Genomic DNA, 18,125 nt, shown 5'->3' on the forward strand with positions numbered 1-18,125 from the left:
GGATCGTCAGTAGCGGATCCGTGGATCGATGACCACGTACAGCATGTCGATCAACAGGTTCACCAGGATGTAGACGCAGGCGAAAAAGAGGATGACGCCCTGGACCACGGGGTAGTCCCGCGACAGCACGGCGTCGATGGTCAGGCGGCCCAGGCCGGGCAGGTTGAACACGCTCTCGGTGATCACCACCCCGCTGATCAGGAAGGCCAGCCCGATGCCGATGACGGTGACGATGGGAATCGCGGCGTTGCGCAGCACGTGCTGCGACAGGATGCGCAGCGGCGGCACCCCCTTGGCCTTGGCGGTGCGCACGAAATCCTCGTTCAGGACTTCCAGCACGCTGGCGCGCGTCACCCGCGAAATCAGCGACATGTAGAAGATCGCCAGCGCCAGGGTGGGCAATACCAGGTGTTGCGCGGCCAGCCAGATATCGTCGGTGATGCTGACGTATCCCTGCACCGGCAGCCAGCCCAGCCAGACCGAGAACATGAGTATCAACAGGTACCCCACCACGAAGCTGGGCAGCGAGAAGCCGATGACCGCGTAGATCATCACGACCCGGTCGACCAGCGTGTTGTGGCGCCAGGCCGCCAGCACGCCCAGCGGCACCGCCAGCAGCACCGTGACCACCAGCGCGCTGAGCGACAGCACCAGGGTCGATTCGAGGCGCTCGCCGATCAGCGTCGCCACGGGCTGCTTGGTGACGATGGATGTGCCGAGGTTGCCCTGCAACAGATCCCACAGCCATTGGGCATACTGGCCCAGCAAGGGGCGGTCCAGCCCCAGGTCGGCGCGCACGCTGGCGACCACCTCGGGGCTGGCCATGTCGCCGGCGAGAATCGTGGCGGGATCGCCGGTCAGCCTGACCAGCAGGAAAACCACCGTCACCACCACGAGCACCACGGGAATGGCGCTGGCCAGGCGCAGGAACAGCAACCTCAGAATTTGCACGAAAACGATCTCCTACGTGCTGCGCGGCGCCATGGCGGCGCCGCGCGGCGACTCAGTTCTTGGATATTCCCCAGAATACCGTCACGGGCGCGTCCAGCAGCGGCGTCACGTTGCTGCGGCGGGCGGCGTAATTGCTGTAGGTACCCAGCGGAATATAGAAGACCTGGTCATAGGCCAGCTGCTGTATCTTCGCGGCGATCTGCTGCCGGCTGGCGGGCTCGGTGGCCTGCGCGTACTGCGTGCGCAGCGACTCCATCTCGGCGCTCTCGGTCCAGCCCGCGTATCCCTCCTTGCCGCGGCCATCGAGGTTGAGGTTGGCGATGGGCGACATCAGGTCCAGGGTGTTCCAGCTGCCGTAGGCCACGCTCCAGCCGCCCTTCTCCACCGGGTCCTGCTTGCCGCGCCGGGTAAGGAAGGTCGCCCAATCCATGGACTGGACTTCCGCCTTCATGCCGATGGAGCGCAGGATCTGCGCCGTGAAAGGCGCGATGGCCGAGGTGGGCGGATAGTCGGTGGCGTGCAGCACGACCGCCTTCTCGTTCTTGTAGCCGCTTTCCTTGAGCAAGGCCTTGGCGGCGTTGAGATCGGCCTCGTCGTCCTGGGACACCACGCCCGCCGTGCTGGCCAGCGGCGAGTCGCAGCCGAACATGGCCCAGCACACGCGATAGGCCTTGGGGTCGCCGACCTGCGCATCCATGTAGTCGCGCTGGCTCACCGCATGCAGCAGCGCCTGCCTCACCTTCTGGTTGTTGAACGGCGGCTGCAGCCAGTTCAGGCGCAGGGTCGGCGTGGTCGTGCTGGCCAGTTTCTGGATGACGACGTCCTTGCTGGCCTGAAGCGTCTGCACCACGTCGGGATACACGGTCTGCACATAGTCCACCTCGCCCTTGGCCAGCGCATTGGCCTCGGTCTGGATGTCGGGCAGCGACAGCCAGACGACGCGGTCCACGTTCACGACCTTGCCGCCGGCCAGGCCGCTGGGGGGCTCGCTGCGCGGAACATAGTCGGTGTTGCGCTCATAGACGACCTGCAGGCCGGGGCGGTACTCCGACGCCACGAAGCGAAACGGCCCGGACCCGATCACCTCGGTGATCGCCTGGCTGGCCGGCGCATCGGCGATGCGCTTGGGCATGATGAAGGCCGGCAGCGAACTGGCCTTGCTCAGGCCTTCGATGACGGCGCCGAAGGGTTGCTCCAGCACGATCTCGAACGTCTTGTCGTCCTTGGCGGTGATTTCCTTGGCGGCGGCCATCATGCGCAAGCCGGTCAGGTCGCGTTGCGCCCAGCGCTTGATCGACGCGACGCAGTCGGCCGCGGTAACCGGGCTGCCGTCATGGAACTTCAGCCCGTCGCGCAAGGTGAAGCGGTAGACCAGCTTGTCGGGGCTCACGCTCCAGGTGCTTACCATCTGTGGCTGCGGCTTGAGCTGCGCATCCAGCGCAAACAGCGTGTCATAGACCATGTAGGCGTGGTTGCGCGTGATATACGCAGTCGTGCCCACCGGGTCCAGCAGCCTCAATGGCGCCTCGGCCGCAACCTTGACTTCCTGCGCCAGGGTGGTCGCGTGCGGCACGGCCGTGCCGATAGCCAGCAGGACGGCTGCATAGGTACTTTTCAGGTATCGCATCAGGGGGCCCCTTATCAGTTGAGTTGTTATAAGCGGACTGACCGCCCTCAGCCGGGCGAACCGGCCAGGCGGCAGACCAGGTCGGACGGAACGGCGATTTCCGTCTTCAGGATCAAATAGGACAGCGCCTTGCCATGCGCGTCGAGGTTAAGCGCGCCATTGACGCCGCCGTCGAGCACGGCGTCCAGCACGAAGTTCATGGCGCCCAGCTTGGGCAGCAGGTAGCGCTGCGCCCCGGCCGGCCGTCGATGCGCGAATTGCGCCAGCACCACCTCGGGCGTCAGCTGTTCGACCAGCAAGGGATACAAGGCGCGATCCCAGGCGATCACGCTGATGTTCGAGCGGTCGCCTTTGTCGCCGGTGCGCGCGTGCGCGACGCGAAACAGGGGAACAAGCACATCAGACATCGGCATCCACCATTTCGAATCCGGCGCGCACCAGGTCGCGCGGCAGCAGGCATGAAACCATGTCCAGCCGCGGCGTCAGCGTGGTGCGCACACCGCCGCCGCCGGCCGGGCCGCAACAGTAAAGCGCGGTCACTTCGCGCGTCAGGCGCATGGCGTCCTGGCGCGTGACGGCGTGCGCCGCCAGGCGCAAGCGCACGTCCTCGCCATCGCCCGCCGGCGCGCCGGCCAGCAGGCGTCCGGCGTCGTCGCCGAAAATGCTCACGCGGCCGATCAGGTCGGTGCGGATGCGCAGGTCGGCCAGCCGCTTGCACACGACCTCGGCGGCCAGGCGCGCGCGCGCCTCGGCGCGCGGGCCCGCGTATGAAATCTCGCCCTCGGCCAGCCAGCCGCCTTCCAGGCACACGTTGACCTTGTACGCCGCCGGCCGGGGGTGGCCGCGCACGCCGGTGAGCCGGACCTGGTTGTCCGCCACGCGCCGGACCTCGGCCTGCGAAATGTCGGCAACCACGTCGGGCGTCAGATAGCCGGCAGGATCATGGACCTCGTAGAGCAACTGCTCGATGACGGTGGCCTCGTCGACCAGGCCGCCCGTGCCATCGGATTTGCCGATGATGCAATGGCCGTCCTCGTCGATCTCGGCGACCGGAAAGCCGACCTGCTCCAGCCCGGGCACGTCCTTGTAGCCGGGGTCGGCGTAATAGCCGCCGCAAACCTGCGCGCCGCATTCGAGCAGATGCCCGGCCATGGTGGCGCGTCCGATGCGGTCCCAGTCGTCGGCTTGCCAGCCGAAATAGGACATCGCGGGGCCCACCGTCAGCGACGGGTCCGCCACGCGGCCGCACACCACGATTTCCGCGCCATGGTCCAGCGCGTCGCGAATCTGTTCGCTTCCCAGATAGGCATTGGCGCTGACGATGCTGGAGGGATCGTATTGCTCGCCCAGGTACTCGGCCAGCATGCCGGCATGCTGCGCGCCGGAAACATCGTCGCCCTTGACCACCGCGATGCGCGGCTTGCGCAAGCCCAGCCGCGCGGCCATGCGCAGGATATGGCGCGCCGCGCCTTCCGGATTGGCGGCCCCGAAGTTGCTGACGATGCGTATGCCGTGCGCCAGGCAGCGCGCCAGCACCGGTCCGAGCATGTCCTCGAGCAGCGGCTCGTACCCGGCCTGGGCATCGGCGCGCTTGCGCAGCTGCGCAAGCGCCAGGGTGCGTTCGGCCAGGGTCTCGAAAATCAGGAAGGCTCGGCCGTTGGCGGGAACGCCGCCCAGGCGGGCGATCAGCGTATCCACCACCGGGCCGGCGGCGTCGACACGGTCGCCCGAGAAGCCTGCGGCGCAGCCGATCAACAGGGAAGGGAGTGAACGCATTGCGGAATCACGAAGTGACGATGGCAGCCAGTTTAGAATCGGCGGTACGATAAGAAAAATCGATTTTTTGGATTGATTAATAGATACATCAAATCAATGAGACCACAGGCCGATCTGTCCACCCGCCAATTGCGCGCCTTCGTCATGCTTGCCGACCTGCGCCACTTCACCAAGGCCGCGCAGGCATGCCATTTGTCCCAGCCCGCATTCAGCGCACTGATCCAGTCGCTGGAGGCGACGCTGGCCATGCAGCTGTTCGATCGCAGTACGCGGCGGGTGGTGCTGACGCAGGAAGGCGAGCTGTTCGAGCCCCTGGCGCGCCGGCTGCTGGCCGACCTTGGCCACGCCATGACGCACATCGCCAGCTTCGTCGAGTTGCGGCGCGGGCGCGTCCATGTCGCCGCCCTTCCCTCCCTGGCGGCGGGATGGCTGCCGAAAGTCCTGCATGAGTTCCACGCCGAGCACCCCGACATCGAACTCATGCTCTCGGATGTCCTGTCCGACGAGTGCATCGAACTGGTGCGCAGCGGCCAGGCCGATTTCGCGCTTGCCTCGCGCGGCATCCGCGCCTCGGACCCCGCGGTCCTGCATGCGCGTGAGCTGTGCAGCGACACGTTCCACCTGATCTGCCGCAAGGACCATCCGCTGGCGCGCGAGCCGCGCCTTACCCTCAAGCACCTGGCGCCGTGGCCTTTCATCCATCTCACGCGCAACAGCAGCGTGCGCCAGACGGTGGAAGCGGCGCTGCGCCCGCAGGTCGCGAAAACGATACTGGAAGTCGCGCAGCTCGCGACCGTGGCGGGCATGATCGAAGCCGGGCTGGGCATCAGCGTCGTGCCGACCTTCACGCTGTACCAGTTCGAACGACCCGGCCTGCTCATCCGCCCCATCTCGCTGCCGGGCCTGACGCGCCAGATCTACATCGTCCGCCGGCAGGAGGAAAGGCTGTCGATCGCCGCGCAGGCGCTGTACGACCTGGTGGTCGCGAAACTGGGCACGCCTGCGGCCGCCAAGCCGCGGCGACGCCGGACGGAAAAAGGCCGCTGATCGCCGCGCGCCGGTCCGCGTAGGGGCAGATGCCGCCCCCCCGGCAGGCGGGCGTCGATGGCATACGGCAAGTGTGCCTGTCCCGGCGGGGACAGGCACCCAGCCGCAGATGTCAGTCCCCATGCCGCTGGCGCATGACGGCGTGCCTGTCCCCGGCGGGGACAGGCACCCTGGCCGCAGGTGTCGCTCCCCCTGCGGGCACAGGCATCGCGTCGCACGCCCAAAAAAAACCCGGGCCAGCGGCCCGGGTCTGTAGCGTCGCCTGAACGCTCAGCGTTGCGCGGCGAGCGAGCGCGCCTGCGAAGCGGCATTGTTCAGCGCCGCGACCGGCGGGGTCTTGCCGTCGAAGGCCGCGGTCAGCTGGGTGTTGAGCACCGGTTCGATGCGCTCGTAGTTGGCGATGCGAAAGCCCCGGCTGGTGGCGGCCGGCGGGTTGCGCATGAGCTCGACCAGTTGCTGGGCGCCGGGCACCTTGTTGTAGAACGACACGTCCGAAGCGCGGAAGGCCGCCTCGGTCAGCGGCAGGTAGCCGGTGCGCTGGTGCCATTCGGCGGCGATCACGGGCTTGGAGAGCCAGGCCAGGAATTTGGCGGTGGCCTTTTCCTCGGCCTGCGGATGGCCTTCCATGGCCCACAGCGCCGAGCCGCTGACGAACGGCCGGCCGCCGGTCTTGGTGACCTGGTCGTAGTACGGCAGCGGCGCCACGCCGAACGACAGCGAACGGGTGTTGAGGAACTGGCCGAGCGCGCTCGAGCTGGTGGTAAGCACGGCGCACTCGCCCTTGGCGAACAGCTGGTCGCTCTTGTTGTCGTCCGAATACGCGGTCAACAGCAGCGAACGCTTCCAGCTCACCATCAGCGAGACGTGGCGCATGTACAGCGTGTCGAACTGCATGGACGGCGAGCCCTTCTTGGCGACGTCCAGGCCGTTGTTCAGGGTGGCGTACAACTGGTTGTTGACCGGCGCCAGGTTCTCCAGGTGCACCGTGACCTGGTCGCTGGTGGCATACGGGCAATCGATGTTGGCCACGTCGCGCAGCTTGAGCAGCTCGGCCTGCAGATCGGCCCAGGTACGCGCCGGCTTGTTGGGGTCGAGGCCCGCCTTCTTGTAGTACGCGGTGTTGTAGAACATCACCGGCACTTCGGCCATCCACGGGAAGGCCAGCAGGCGGCCCTTGCCGTCGCGCGTGAAGCTGGTGGTGGACGGCAGGAACCAGTTCAGGTCCTTGACCGGGTACTTGGCCAGCAGTTGATGCAGCGGCAGGATGGACTTGTGCTCGGCGACCACTTCCGGCGAGTGGTTGTCCGCCAGTTGCACCAGGTTCGGCCCCTTCTTGGACTTGACGGCCGAAACGGCCTCCTTCTTCAGGTCGTCCTGGTTGCCGAAATCGCGCAGCTTGACGACGACGTCGCCCTGCTCCTTGTTGAATTGCTTGGCCAGTTTCTCGAATTCGGCCTTGTTGGGACCCGACAGCGTATGCCAGACCTGGATTTCGACCGAGTCGGCGGCCTGCGCCACGCCCATCGCGGCCATCGCCAAGCCCAGCACACAAGCGCGCCGGCTGGCGCGCATCGCGCGGGCAAAGCCCGTCATTTGCAGTTTCTTCATAGGTTCACAGACCAAGAAAGGGAAATTCCGGTTCCGGCCGCCGCCCGCTGAGCAGGTCGGCCAGGGCCCGGCCAGAGCCCACCCCCATCGTCCAGCCCAGCGTACCATGTCCGGTATTGAGGTACAGGTTGGATACGCTGGTGCGGCCGATCAGGGGCACGTTGGAGGGTGTGGACGGGCGCAGGCCCGACCAGTAGCTGACGCGCTCGAAATCGAGCGCATCGGGAAACAGTTCGCGCGCCAGGCGCGTCATGGCTTCGCAGCGGCCGGTATTCAAGCCGCGCGAATAACCCGACAGTTCGGCCGTGCCGGCCATGCGCAGGCGCTCGCCCAGGCGCGAGAACACCACCTTGTGGCTGCTGTCGGTCAGGCTGACCACCGGCGCCAGCGCGCCCGGGCGCACCGGGAAGGTCGCCGAATAGCCCTTGGCCGGATACACCATGCATGGCACGCCCAGCGGACGCACCAGTTGCGCGCTGAAGCTGCCCATGGCCACCACGAAGGCGTCGGCATCGAGCCGGCCGTAGCGGCCGTCGGGTTCGATCAGCTCCACGCCCTGCACGCGCCCGCCTTCGCCCAGCAGGCGCGTCACCCGGGTCGAGAAACGGAACTCGACGCCGGCGGCCTCGCAGCGCCGGGCCAGCGCGGCGGCAAACAGATGCACGTCGCCGCTTTCGTCCTCGGGCGTATAGTCGCCGCCGACGATGGTCTGGCGATGCGGGGCCAGGGCCGGCTCGATGGCCACCACCTCGTCGGCGTTGATCACCCGCCGCTCGACGCCGAAGTCGCGCATCAGGCCGGCGGCGCGCTGCGAGGTCTCGAACTCGCGCTGGTCGCGGTAGAAATTGAGAATGCCGCGCTCGAGATGGTCGTACTGGATGCCCAGCTCGGCCCGCATGCCCTGCAGCGTGGCGCGGCTGTATTCGGCCATGCGCACCATGGCGCGGATATTGGGCGCCAGCCGCGACGGCAGGCATTCGCGCAGGAAAGCCAGGCCCCATTGCCATTGGCGCCAATCGAGCTGCGGCCGGAACAGCAGCGGCGCGTCGTCCTGGAACATCCACTTCAGCAGCTTGAACGGCGCCTGCGGATTGGCCCAGGGCTCGGCGTACGACACGGATATCTGCGCGCCGTTGGCCAGGCTGGTTTCCTGCGCCGCGCCGGTGCATCGATCGACGACCACGACATCGTGGCCTGCCTGGCTCAGCCACCAGGCGCTCGAAACTCCTATGATGCCACTGCCCAATACCGCTACTTTCATTCCTGAATCGCTCCCTGGGTGCGGGTCGGATCGGCGGGCCCGACCTGCGCACCGCGGCCGCATGACCGGTCAATATGCTGGCCGGCAGTTTACTCCGGCGCGCCAGGCGCGCCTATGACATTAAAAAAAGGGCGGTATCCATTTGCACGCGCCGCGTGTGAGGATGCCGCCCCGGGTTCCCGCGCTGGCCCGCCCTCAGGGCGTGGCCTTGGCCAGATCGGCTTCCGAGGTGAAGGCGTCGGCATAGAACGCCTCGGCGGGCAGGCCGCACTGCGCGCTGAATTCGCGCCGCGCCGCGTCGACCATCAGCGGCGTGCCGCATGCATACACTTCGTAACCAGAGAGGTCGGACAGGTCCTGCATGACCGCTTCGTGCACGTAGCCGGTGCGGCCGCTCCAGCCGTCCTCGTCCAGCGCGTCGGACACCACCGGCACATAGCGAAAGCCCGGCAGGCTCCCGGCCCACGATTGCGCCAAGGCGTCGTGGTAGAGGTCGCGCGGGCGCCGTCCGCCCCAGTACAGCACGGCAGGCCGCTGGATCTGGTTGTGGATCATGTGCTCGACGATGGCCTTGACCGGCGCGAACCCGGTGCCGCTGGCCAGCAGCACGATGGGCTTGTCGCTGTCCTCGCGCAGGAAGAACGAGCCGAACGGCCCCTCCAGGCGCAGGATCTCGCGCTCTTTCATCTGGGTATCGCCCGCGCCGAATACGTGGTCGGTGAACAGCCCGCCCGGCATGTGGCGGATATGCAGTTCGAGCGGGCTGCCGGTATGCGGCGCGCCGGCCATCGAGTAGCTGCGGCGCTTGCCGTCCTTGAGAATGACTTCGATGTACTGGCCGGCGTAGTAGCGGAACTGCTCGGAAGCCGGCAATTGCAGCTTCAGCACCGCGACGTCGGGCGCGACGCGCTCTATCGTCTGCACCCGCGAAGGCAGCTTGCGGATCTGGATGTCGCTGGCCAGCCGCACTTCGGTGGACTCGACCACCAGGTCGCTTTGCGGCTTGGCCTGACAGAACAGCGTGTAGCCCTGCGCGAGGTCCTCGGGCGACAGGATCTGGGCCGGATAGGGCCCCGCATCCACCTCGCCGGCGACGACCTTGCCCTTGCAGGTCGAACACGCGCCGGTACGGCAGCTATAGGGCAGCACGATGCCGGCCGCCAGGGCCGCATCCAGGACCGTCTGGCCGGCCTCGGCCTGGAACTGGTGCTTGCTGGGTTCGATAGTGACCTGGAAACTCATAGCGATACGAATCGGAAGTGACCGCGGCGCCCTTGCCGGGCGCGCGCGCAACGGCCGTCAGGCCGGGAATTTACGGATTTCCTTGACGCGGTTGGCGTCGTCGACCAGCACGACCTGCGGTTTGTGCGTGGCCGACTGCTCTTCCGACATCGGCCCGTAGGTGCAGATGATCAGCAGGTCGCCGACCTGCGCGCGCCGCGCCGCGGCGCCGTTGAGCGAGATCGCGCCGCTGCCGCGGGCCGCCTTGATGATGTAGGTGTCGAAGCGTTCGCCGTTGGTGACGTTGTACAGCTCGATCCGTTCGAACTCGCGCATACCGGCGGCGTCCAGCAGGTCTTCGTCGATGCCGCACGATCCCTCGTAGTGCAGATCGGCCTCGGTGACCGTAACGCGGTGCAGCTTCGCCCGCAGCATGATGCGTTGCATAGCAAATTTCCTGGCGCGCGGGCCGGACCGCGCAAGCGTGCTCGAATACGCCCGGCATCCGGCTGTGCCCGCGCAAACCCACATTCTATATTTTTTGCCGCCGCCGACGCGCGCGCAGCGGCGCGCGGGGCTAGAAATCCAGTTCGATCTCGACCGCGTCGCCCACGCGCAAGGGCGCCGGGGCGGTACGGTCGACGATGGCGTTCTGGCCGAACACCACGCCGATTTCCAGCGAGCGGAAGGTCGTCAGCGTCAGGCCGGGCTCGTCGTATACCTCGGCGGTGACCTGGTCCACATTGGGCATCGGACAGCGCGTGCACGGCTTGACGAACGCCATGCGCACGCCGCCGGCCACGATGCAGGCGGTCTGGTCCTCCTCGAAGGCCGGCCAGTCGCCCTCGACCACGATATTGGCGCGAAAGCGGTTCATCGGCACCGGCGCCTGGCCGCGCGCCGCCAGGCGTTCGTTCAACTCGTCCAGCGACGACTGGTTGGCCACCAGCAGCGGAAATCCGTCGGCAAAGCCGAAGAAATGGTCGCCCGCGAAATCCTCGGCCCACTCGGGGTGGCGCTCCAGCCAGGTATCGACCCATTCGGGATTGGCCGAGCGGTCCGCCCGCAGGTCGATCTTGAGCAGGCGGCACGGCAGCCCCAGGAAGCGGCTCAGCCACTCGGCGCTGCGCGGATGTTCGGCGCGGGCGATCACCGTATCGCGCCACACGCCCACGGGCTGGGTGCGCTCGGCCAGCTCCGAACCATCCGCCGGTATGCGCAAGTCTTCCATGCCCGGGGCGCGCAGCACCAGCATGCCGTCCTCGAGCGCGGTGCGGATGCGCGCCATCTGCGGATACTGGCGCTGGGTCATGAACTGGCCGGCGGCCGTCGTCACCATCCAGCGGCGATCGTGCGCCAGGCCGGCGCGATCGACGATCGATTCGGCCAGGTCGATGCCGGCGCAGGACTTGACGGGATAGATATGCAGACTGCGGATGCGGGTGGACATGGCGACGCGACCTGACAGGAGAAGGCGTCAAGAATAGCAGCTGACGCAGGCCGGCACGAAATGGCGCGCGCCTGCCCTACTCCTGCTGGTCCCCGCGGGCCCGCCGCACGGCCTGCAGCGCCTGCAGCAGCGACTGTTCGACGGCGTCCAGCGCGCCGGACGGCGGCGCGGCCACGGCCGGCGGCGCCACGGCGGCCGTCCCGCAGGTGAGCGCGGGCTGCACGCTTTCCCGCTCCTGCCCCACGTCCACGTCGAACACCAGGTTTTCGGGGCGATGCCAGGTGGTGAACCACTCCAGCGGATGGCCGTCCTGGTCCAGCCCCTGCCCTTCCAGCATCAGCAGCGGGCTGCCTGGCGCCACGTCCAGCGCCTGCGCCAGCGCCGCTTCGGCGGCCACGGCCCGGATGCGGTTGCGGCCGCGCCCCGGGCGCAGGCCGAAGCGCTGCGCCAGCACGCGGTGCAGCGAGGCGTCCTGCAGGTGGTCGGCCGCCAACCCGGCGATGGCCGCGCGCGGCAGCCAGGTGCGCACGTAGGCCAGCGGCTGGGCGTCGACGCTGCGCAAACGCTCCAGCAGCAGCGTCTCGGTCGTGCCGAAGAAGGCCGCCACCTCGGGCGGCGGCTCGGCGGGCCGGCAGGCCAGCACGCGCGTGCGCAGCGCCACGCCCAGGCCGGCGAACTGCTCGTACAGGCCGGCCGAGCGCTGCACCATGCGCCGGTGTTCGCGCGGCGGCGCCACCACCGGCGCGCGGCCCGGGTCGCGGCGGATCAGCCCTTCGGCCACCAGGGCGCCCAGGGCCTGCCGCACCACGCTGCGCGCCACGCCGAAGCTGTGGCACAGCGCCGCCTCGCTGGGCAGCACGGTGCCGGCGGTCAGCCGGTGATCGCGGATATGGTTGCGGATTGCGTCCGCCACCTGCGCATGCAGGGGCGTTGCGCCGGAACGGTCCAGCGCAAAGGGTTCAATGGCGGACAACGCCATGCGGTCAGCCTCCGGTCGTGGAGCGCGCAGTTTCCCATACTTGATGCCAACCCGGCGCCAGCTGCGCCGCGCGCTCGGCGGCCAGCACCAGGCTGTCCTCGCGCGCGATGCCCTTGCCGGCGATGTCGAACGCGGTGCCGTGGTCGACCGACACGCGCACCACCGGCAGGCCTACCGTGATGTTGACGCCGTCGTCGCCATAGACCGACTTGAACGGCGCATGGCCCTGGTCGTGGTAGCAGGCGATGACGAATTTCCACTTGCCGCGCACGGCCTGCGGAAACAGCGCGTCGGCCGGAATCGGGCCGGCCGCCAGGATGCCCTCGGCATTGGCCTGCGCCACCGCCGGCGCCAGGATCTCGGCGTCCTCGGTGCCGAAGATGCCGTTCTCGCCGGCATGCGGGTTCAGGCCCGCGACCGCCACCGGATGGTCGGCGCGGCCCAGCGCGCGCGCGAACGAACCGGCCAGGCGCAGCACCGCGCGCATGCGCTGCGGATTCACATCCTCGATGGCCTGGCGCAGCGACACATGGGTGGTGGCGTGGAAGATATACAGGTCGCCGGCCGACAGCACCAGCGAGAAGGTCTTGACGCCGAACTCGTGCGCCAGCAGCTCGGTATGGCCCGGCCATTTGTGGCCGGCCATGTGCATGGCGGCCTTGTTCAGCGGCGCGGTGACGATACCGTCGATCAGTCCGTCGCGCGCCAGCGCGCAGGCCGTGGTGACGTAGCGCACCGAGCCGTCGCCCGCCTCGGCGCTCAGCTGGCCCGGCGGCACGTGCGCCAGCGACGGGCCGGCCTGGATCACTTCGATGCTGCCGGGCTGGTTGGTGGCCTCGGCCGGCGTCGCGATGACGCGTACCCGCGCCGGATCGCCCCCCACGGCCTGCACGGCCTGGGCCAGCACGGCGGCGTCGCCGACCACCAGCAGCCGGGCGCGCTGGCGCAGCTCGTCGTGGCCGAGCAGCATCTTGGCGGTGATTTCCGGGCCTATGCCCGCCACGTCGCCCAGCGTCACCGCCAGGGTGGGAATGCGGGAGGGGGTAGCGTCTTGCGTCATTTCGTGAATCTCCGTTCCCGGATCGCCTGCGCGGCCCGGATCAATACATCCTGCTCGCCAAAGCCGCCGGCCTTGGTAACGACCGGCAGCCCTGCCGCCTGGCCACCGGTCAGGGTGCCCAGCGGTACGCCGCCGGTGACTTCGTCGACCAGCGCGATACCGCTGGCCTGCAATGCCGCCAGCACGGCGCTGGCGCCGTCGCCGCCGGTGGCCACCACGCCGGCCGCGCCGTGCGCCAGCACCAGGCGCGCGGCCAGCTCGCCCAGCCTGCGCGCGACGCTGTCCGCGTCCAGCCCGGCCAGGCGCCCTTCGGGCGCCAGCAGCATCAGGGCGTCGACCGCCGGCATGCCGTGCTCGGCCGCCTCGACCTCGGCGGTCCAGGCAGCCCAGTTGCGGTCATCGGCCAGTTGCGCCAGCGTCGGCGCCCAGGTGCGCGCGCCGGCGTGCTGCAGCGCGGCGGCCTGCTGGCGCGCCGCGCTGTGCTGCGAAGTCACGACCACCAGCACCGGGCCGGCCGCCTGCCCGCCGGCCCATACCCGCGCCAGCGGCGCGGCCAGCCCGCCCGAGCCGACGGGCACGGCGCGCTGGCCCAGCACGCCGATGGCGCGCGCCAGCCGCTGCACATCGGCGTCGTCCAGGGCATCGACCACGACCACCGGCGCGGCGGCGGCGATGCGCCGCGCCAGTTCGGCCGGGGTTTCCCCCGCCTGCGCCGCCAGCTGGGCACAGCCCAAGAGGGTGGGAATGTGCGACTCGGTCACCGGCGTCACCGGGTCGGTGGCGGCCGAGGTCTCGGTTACCGGCCGATCGCCCACGTACAGCACGCCCTGGCGCACCGTGCGGCCGGTGACGGGAAACGCCGGGCAGACCACCGCGATGGCATCCTCGCCCCAGGCCAGCCGCGCGGCGTCGATCTCGGCCTTGAAGGCGCCGCGCAGGGTCGAATCGACCTTCTTGTACAGGCGCTGCACGCCGGCGGCGCGCAGCCTCTCGACCTCGCCGCGCACCACGGCGGCGGCATCCGCCGCCGCCAAGGGGCGGCTGTGCGTCGTGACCGCCAGCACCTCGGCCTGGCGCACGGCCGGATCGGCCAGCGCCTGCTCGGCGCCGCCCACCGACAGCTGGGTCGCCCAGCCGGCCCGCACGAACTGCACCGCGGTGTCGCCCGACCCGGTCAGGTCGTCGGCCACGATGCCTATGTACGGCCCGCCCATTCAGAGGCTCACTTCGGCGGGCTGGCCGGCGCGCTCGTCCTGCGGCTCCTGCTCCACCGGCTTGAGTTCGCCGGCGCGCTTGAGGAAGTAGGACGCCAGCACCGGCGCAAGAATGGAGCTGATCAGCACGCACGCGGCCACCTGGGCGGTCGCGGTCGCGACATAGGGCTGGAACGACGGATCGGCGGCGGCCACCACGGCCGGCGTGGCGATGGCGTTGCCGGCGGTGGTCCCGGCGGCAAAGCCCAGGCCGCTCTTGCCGCCGCGGCGCAGGATGTAGCGGTAGCCGAAATACACCAGCGCGCCGGTGATCGGGCTGATCAGCAGGCCCAGGACCAGGCCGCTCATGCCGCCCGAGATCACCGCGCCCAGGTTGATGCCGGTGCCCAGCGCAAAGGCGAAGAACGGGATCACGATGTTGGGCACCGGCTTGAGCACGTTGCGCCATTCGATGTCCAGGTTGCCCACCACCACGCCCAGCAGGAACGGCACCAGCGCCGCCACCAGTGCGATGGTCGGGATATCCGCCAGGCCCGAGGCGCCCAGGAACAGCAGGCTGAAGAACGGGCCGTCGTTGACCGCGCTGGCGACGTAGGCGCCGCGATCGCGGCTGTCGCCGTATTGCCCGGTGTAGGCGAGCCACAGGCCGCCGTTGCTGTTGTCGAAGGCGGCCAGCATGGCCAGGATGGAAATGCCCATCACGCCGTCCAGGCCGACGAAATGGCCCAGCAGGATGATCAGCGTGGCCGGCACCAGCGTCTTCATCAGCAAGATGGTGCCTGCCGTGGCCAGGATCGGACCGCCGGTGCGCATGTTGACCTGCGTGCCGGTGGCGAAGATCAGCAGCGCGATCAGCGGCAGCGCGCTGTTCTTGAACAGTGCGGTGGTAAAGCCGCCGATGGCCAGCGCGTCCGGCGCGAACGTACCCAGCAGCGATCCGAGGATCAGCGGCAGCAGCATGAGGCCGCCCGGCACTTTCATCATGGTTGTGTAGAACGGTACGCGGGAAACTTCGGTAGTCATGACAGGTTGTCTCCGTAGGATTTGCTTTGCTTATGCATCAGAGGGAACACAGCTGCTGGGAAAAGCGCCATTCTAATCCTATACGTACAACCTGTACGTACAAATCTGCAACACACTGATTCGTCACCGTTTTTTCTCGATGCCGGGCCACGGCGCGCACGGGCGCGGCCTGAGCGGGCCATAAAAAAACCCCGCGGGGGTTCGCGGGGCTCAAGCCAAACGCAGGCCGGCCCGAAGGCCGCGCCGCGCCTAGCGCTCGACCAGTTTCAGGCTATCGAGCGGACGCACCGCCTTGAACGCCTGACGGGTGGCAATGTGCTCGGGCCGCGGATTGAGCCCGTACTTGGGCGGGTTCAGCGTGTTCTCCATGCTGTTGTAGACCATGAACACGTTGGCGCGCGGCCACGGCGAGATGTTGCTGTTGGAGCCGTGCATGGTGTTGCAGTCGAAGAACACCACCGAGCCGGCCTTGCCGGTCATGGTGCTGATGCCGCCCTGCTCGGCCAGCAATTGCAGGCTGACCGGATCGGGCACGCCATACTCCTGCTTCTTGAGCGACTGCTTGTAATGGTCGCGCGGCGTCTCGCCCACGCACGAGATGAACTGGCGGTGCGAGCCCGGCACCAGCATCAGCGGGCCGTTGGTCTCGTTGTTGTCCGTAAGCAGCACCGAGCAGCTGAGCGCACGCATCGACGGCATGCCGTCCTCGACGTGCCAGGTCTCGAAGTCGGAGTGCCAATAGAACTCCTTGCCCTTGAAGCCCGGCTTCATGTTGGCGCGCGACTGGTGGATGTACACCTCCGACCCCAGGATCTGCCGCGCGGCATTGGCCAGGCGCGGATCGCGCACCAGGCGGCCCAGGATCGGACTGAGCACATGCACCATGAAGATAGAACGCACCGCGTTGCTGCCCGGTTCGGTAATCGCTTCTTCGCGGCGCACGATGGCGGGATCGCGCGTCATGCGCTCGACCTCGGCCAGCAATGCGGCAACCTCTTCATCGGAGAACAGGTTCTCCAGCAGCAGGAAGCCGTCGCGCTCGTAGGACTGGACCTGGTCGGCCGACAGTGCGTCGGCAAACTTGCCCTCGCCATAGACCACGGGATCCTGGCGGGCAATGATGGCGGAACTGCGATCCGTACGCGAGGCGTACGGATCCTGAGCAGGTGAAATCATAATGAGCCTCCTTGGTTCTCAGGCCGCTTCCTCGACCAGCGCATAAACGCCTTCGGCGTCATGCACTTCCTGGCCGGTCAGCGGCGGGTTGAACACGCAGATAACGCGCAGCGGCTGCTTGCCGCCGCACAGCCAGTGCTCGTCGTTCTCGTTCAGGGCATAGACCACGCCCGGACCCAATTCATACGTCTTGCCATCGGCGATCGTTTCGATCGAGCCGTCGCCCTCGATGCACCACACGGCTTCGAGGTGGTTCTTGTAATGGATATGGGTACGGGTGCCCGGAAAAATGGTGGTTTCGTGAAACGAGAACCCCATGCCGTCCTTCTTGAGCAGCACGCGGCGGCTGACCCAGGTATCGGTGCGGACTTCGTCCTCGGTTCCCATCACATCTTTCACGTTGCGTACGATCATCGACGTTTTCCTCCAAATTTCAGTACCTGGGCGGCAGGCTGCTCTTCCGACAGCGCATCGGCAACGCTGGCCTCGATCAGGTCCAGGCCGCGCGTCAGCAGCTCGTCCTCGATGGTCAGCGCCGGCAGCAGCTTGAGCACTTCGTCCTGCGCGCCCGACGTTTCGATCACCACGCCGCGCTCGAAAGCCTTGCGGGCGATGCGATTGGCCAGTTCCGGCTCGGCGGTCGCCACCAGGCCCTGGATCAGGCCGCGGCCGCGCACGGCCAGGCCGGCGTTGGGATAGCTGTGGGCCAGGTTCTCCAGCCAGTCGCGCACCAGGCGCTCCTTGCGCTGCACCTCGTTGGAGAACGCATCACTGGACCAGTAGGTCTCCAGCGCCTGCGTGGCGGTGACGAAGGCCAGGTTGTTGCCGCGGAACGTGCCGCTGTGGGCGCCCGGCTTCCAGACGTCCAGTTCGGGCTTCATCAGCACCAGCGACATGGGCAGTCCGAAACCGGACAGCGACTTCGACAGCGTGATGATGTCGGGCTGGATCCCGGCCGCCTCGAAACTGAAGAAGCTGCCGGTACGGCCGCAGCCGACCTGGATATCGTCGACGATCATCAGCATGTCGTGGCGACGGCACAGCTTCTGCAGGTCCTTCAGCCAGCGCAGCGTCGCGACGTTGACCCCGCCCTCGCCCTGCACGGTCTCGACGATCACCGCGGCCGGCTTGTCCAGCCCGCTGCTGGGATCGTCCAGCATGCGCTCGATGTAGGCGATGGTGTCGACGTCCGGGCCGAAGTAGCCGTCATACGGCATGAACGTGGTATTTCCCAGCGATACGCCCGCCGCGTCGCGGAACTTGGCATTGGCCGTCGCCGCCAGCGAGCCGCCGCTGACGCCGTGGAACCCGTGGGTGAACGAGATGATGTTCGAACGTCCCTTGACCTGCCGGGCCAGCTTCAGCGCCGCCTCGACCGCGTTGGTGCCCGTCGGGCCGGTGAACTGCAGGGTGTACTGCCAGTTGCGCGGCTTGAGCAGCACGCGGTCCACCGTTTCGAGAAAGCGCTTCTTGGCGCTGGTGGCCATGTCCAGGCCGTGTACCACGCCGTCGGAGTGCAGATACTCCAGCAGGCGTTCCTTGAAGACCGGATTGTTATGGCCGTAGTTCAGCGTGCCGGCGCCGCTGAAGAAATCGATGTACTCGTTGCCTTCCTCATCGATCAGCAGCGAACCGCGTGCCTGGCTGAATATCACTGGAAAAGACCGAATGTAGCCCCGCACTTCCGACTCCATTCGGTCAAAGATTTTCAAGTCCATAAATCCTCCCTTCA

The 18,125-nt window shown here is 67.8% G+C and carries 17 protein-coding genes; 1 reads left to right on the forward strand and 16 read right to left on the reverse strand.

What is annotated here, in order from left to right; all coding sequences use genetic code 11:
- Nucleotides 1–6: 6 nt before the first annotated feature.
- The 4 genes from EL288_RS14105 to EL288_RS14120 are packed head-to-tail and all read right to left on the reverse strand — an operon-like array spanning nucleotide 7 to nucleotide 4,354.
- Entirely contained in the window at nucleotides 7–945 is a 939-nt protein-coding gene (locus EL288_RS14105) for an ABC transporter permease (protein WP_370511778.1), read from the reverse strand.
- 58 nt (nucleotides 946–1,003) lie between these two features.
- Nucleotides 1,004–2,578 carry an ABC transporter substrate-binding protein gene (locus EL288_RS14110; RefSeq protein ID WP_010926763.1) on the reverse strand — a complete coding sequence of 525 codons (1,575 nt, stop codon included), beginning with the start codon at nucleotides 2,576–2,578 and terminating at the stop codon, nucleotides 1,004–1,006.
- A 47-nt stretch (nucleotides 2,579–2,625) separates the two neighbouring features.
- On the reverse strand, nucleotides 2,626–2,985 hold the full coding sequence (locus EL288_RS14115) for an AtuA-related protein (RefSeq protein WP_161780343.1): 360 nt from the start codon (nucleotides 2,983–2,985) through the stop codon (nucleotides 2,626–2,628).
- The gene (locus EL288_RS14120; protein WP_004568554.1) at nucleotides 2,978–4,354 is read right to left on the reverse strand and encodes an acyclic terpene utilization AtuA family protein; all 1,377 of its coding nucleotides are present in this window, start codon (nucleotides 4,352–4,354) and stop codon (nucleotides 2,978–2,980) included. The genes EL288_RS14115 and EL288_RS14120 overlap by 8 nt, the downstream gene beginning before the upstream one ends.
- 96 nt (nucleotides 4,355–4,450) lie before the next feature.
- Here EL288_RS14120 and EL288_RS14125 point away from each other — a divergent pair, with 96 nt between their 5' ends.
- Nucleotides 4,451–5,401 (forward strand): LysR family transcriptional regulator, encoded by a 951-nt coding sequence (locus EL288_RS14125; protein WP_003810628.1) that lies wholly within the window; start codon nucleotides 4,451–4,453, stop codon nucleotides 5,399–5,401.
- A 270-nt stretch (nucleotides 5,402–5,671) separates the two neighbouring features.
- On the opposite strand, the gene EL288_RS14130 is transcribed toward EL288_RS14125, so the two are convergent.
- From EL288_RS14130 to ectB, 12 genes are all read right to left on the reverse strand, one after another.
- Nucleotides 5,672–7,009, reverse strand: coding sequence for an extracellular solute-binding protein (locus EL288_RS14130; RefSeq protein WP_003810623.1), 1,338 nt, complete (start codon nucleotides 7,007–7,009; stop codon nucleotides 5,672–5,674).
- Between the two features lie 4 nt (nucleotides 7,010–7,013).
- Nucleotides 7,014–8,270, reverse strand: a complete 1,257-nt coding sequence (locus EL288_RS14135) for a D-amino acid dehydrogenase (RefSeq protein ID WP_003810621.1) — start codon at nucleotides 8,268–8,270, stop codon at nucleotides 7,014–7,016.
- A gap of 195 nt (nucleotides 8,271–8,465) precedes the next feature.
- Nucleotides 8,466–9,512 (reverse strand): CDP-6-deoxy-delta-3,4-glucoseen reductase, encoded by a 1,047-nt coding sequence (locus EL288_RS14140; protein ID WP_003810619.1) that lies wholly within the window; start codon nucleotides 9,510–9,512, stop codon nucleotides 8,466–8,468.
- A gap of 57 nt (nucleotides 9,513–9,569) precedes the next feature.
- Nucleotides 9,570–9,938 carry an aspartate 1-decarboxylase gene (panD, locus tag EL288_RS14145; RefSeq protein WP_003810617.1) on the reverse strand — a complete coding sequence of 123 codons (369 nt, stop codon included), beginning with the start codon at nucleotides 9,936–9,938 and terminating at the stop codon, nucleotides 9,570–9,572.
- A 130-nt stretch (nucleotides 9,939–10,068) separates the two neighbouring features.
- Nucleotides 10,069–10,941, reverse strand: coding sequence for an MOSC domain-containing protein (locus EL288_RS14150; protein WP_003810615.1), 873 nt, complete (start codon nucleotides 10,939–10,941; stop codon nucleotides 10,069–10,071).
- Between the two features lie 76 nt (nucleotides 10,942–11,017).
- A complete protein-coding gene (locus EL288_RS14155; RefSeq protein ID WP_010926765.1) occupies nucleotides 11,018–11,920 on the reverse strand; it encodes a GntR family transcriptional regulator in 903 nt (300 codons plus the stop codon).
- 4 nt (nucleotides 11,921–11,924) lie between these two features.
- On the reverse strand, nucleotides 11,925–12,980 hold the full coding sequence (gene pdxA / locus EL288_RS14160; protein ID WP_003810611.1) for a 4-hydroxythreonine-4-phosphate dehydrogenase PdxA: 1,056 nt from the start codon (nucleotides 12,978–12,980) through the stop codon (nucleotides 11,925–11,927).
- Nucleotides 12,977–14,194: a D-threonate kinase gene (dtnK, locus tag EL288_RS14165; RefSeq protein WP_033459871.1), complete on the reverse strand. Its 1,218-nt coding sequence runs from the start codon at nucleotides 14,192–14,194 to the stop codon at nucleotides 12,977–12,979. The genes pdxA and dtnK overlap by 4 nt, the downstream gene beginning before the upstream one ends.
- Nucleotides 14,195–15,217, reverse strand: a complete 1,023-nt coding sequence (locus tag EL288_RS14170; protein ID WP_003810604.1) for a 2-keto-3-deoxygluconate permease — start codon at nucleotides 15,215–15,217, stop codon at nucleotides 14,195–14,197.
- Between the two features lie 249 nt (nucleotides 15,218–15,466).
- The gene (thpD, locus tag EL288_RS14175) at nucleotides 15,467–16,393 is read right to left on the reverse strand and encodes an ectoine hydroxylase (RefSeq protein ID WP_003810603.1); all 927 of its coding nucleotides are present in this window, start codon (nucleotides 16,391–16,393) and stop codon (nucleotides 15,467–15,469) included.
- Between the two features lie 18 nt (nucleotides 16,394–16,411).
- Complete coding sequence (locus EL288_RS14180; RefSeq protein ID WP_003810601.1) at nucleotides 16,412–16,807, reverse strand: ectoine synthase; 396 nt, start codon at nucleotides 16,805–16,807, stop codon at nucleotides 16,412–16,414.
- Nucleotides 16,804–18,111 (reverse strand): diaminobutyrate--2-oxoglutarate transaminase, encoded by a 1,308-nt coding sequence (gene ectB, locus EL288_RS14185; RefSeq protein ID WP_003810599.1) that lies wholly within the window; start codon nucleotides 18,109–18,111, stop codon nucleotides 16,804–16,806. Before ectB ends, EL288_RS14180 begins: the two co-directional genes overlap by 4 nt.
- Between the last annotated feature and the right edge of the window lie 14 nt (nucleotides 18,112–18,125).

It is taken from the genome of Bordetella bronchiseptica (genome assembly GCF_900636925.1).
GTDB lineage: Bacteria > Pseudomonadota > Gammaproteobacteria > Burkholderiales > Burkholderiaceae_B > Bordetella > Bordetella pertussis.

Excerpts from the sequence above, each read along its gene's own strand:
- EL288_RS14110 (WP_010926763.1), bottom strand. The coding sequence starts at position 2,578 with ATGCGATACCTGAAAAGTACCTATGCAGCCGTCCTGCTGGCTATCGGC.
- EL288_RS14115 (WP_161780343.1), bottom strand. The coding sequence starts at position 2,985 with ATGTCTGATGTGCTTGTTCCCCTGTTTCGCGTCGCGCACGCGCGCACC.
- EL288_RS14120 (WP_004568554.1), bottom strand. The coding sequence starts at position 4,354 with ATGCGTTCACTCCCTTCCCTGTTGATCGGCTGCGCCGCAGGCTTCTCG.
- EL288_RS14125 (WP_003810628.1), top strand. The coding sequence starts at position 4,451 with ATGAGACCACAGGCCGATCTGTCCACCCGCCAATTGCGCGCCTTCGTC.
- EL288_RS14130 (WP_003810623.1), bottom strand. The coding sequence starts at position 7,009 with ATGAAGAAACTGCAAATGACGGGCTTTGCCCGCGCGATGCGCGCCAGC.
- EL288_RS14135 (WP_003810621.1), bottom strand. The coding sequence starts at position 8,270 with ATGAAAGTAGCGGTATTGGGCAGTGGCATCATAGGAGTTTCGAGCGCC.
- EL288_RS14140 (WP_003810619.1), bottom strand. The coding sequence starts at position 9,512 with ATGAGTTTCCAGGTCACTATCGAACCCAGCAAGCACCAGTTCCAGGCC.
- panD (WP_003810617.1), bottom strand. The coding sequence starts at position 9,938 with ATGCAACGCATCATGCTGCGGGCGAAGCTGCACCGCGTTACGGTCACC.
- EL288_RS14150 (WP_003810615.1), bottom strand. The coding sequence starts at position 10,941 with ATGTCCACCCGCATCCGCAGTCTGCATATCTATCCCGTCAAGTCCTGC.
- EL288_RS14155 (WP_010926765.1), bottom strand. The coding sequence starts at position 11,920 with ATGGCGTTGTCCGCCATTGAACCCTTTGCGCTGGACCGTTCCGGCGCA.
- pdxA (WP_003810611.1), bottom strand. The coding sequence starts at position 12,980 with ATGACGCAAGACGCTACCCCCTCCCGCATTCCCACCCTGGCGGTGACG.
- dtnK (WP_033459871.1), bottom strand. The coding sequence starts at position 14,194 with ATGGGCGGGCCGTACATAGGCATCGTGGCCGACGACCTGACCGGGTCG.
- EL288_RS14170 (WP_003810604.1), bottom strand. The coding sequence starts at position 15,217 with ATGACTACCGAAGTTTCCCGCGTACCGTTCTACACAACCATGATGAAA.
- thpD (WP_003810603.1), bottom strand. The coding sequence starts at position 16,393 with ATGATTTCACCTGCTCAGGATCCGTACGCCTCGCGTACGGATCGCAGT.
- EL288_RS14180 (WP_003810601.1), bottom strand. The coding sequence starts at position 16,807 with ATGATCGTACGCAACGTGAAAGATGTGATGGGAACCGAGGACGAAGTC.
- ectB (WP_003810599.1), bottom strand. The coding sequence starts at position 18,111 with ATGGACTTGAAAATCTTTGACCGAATGGAGTCGGAAGTGCGGGGCTAC.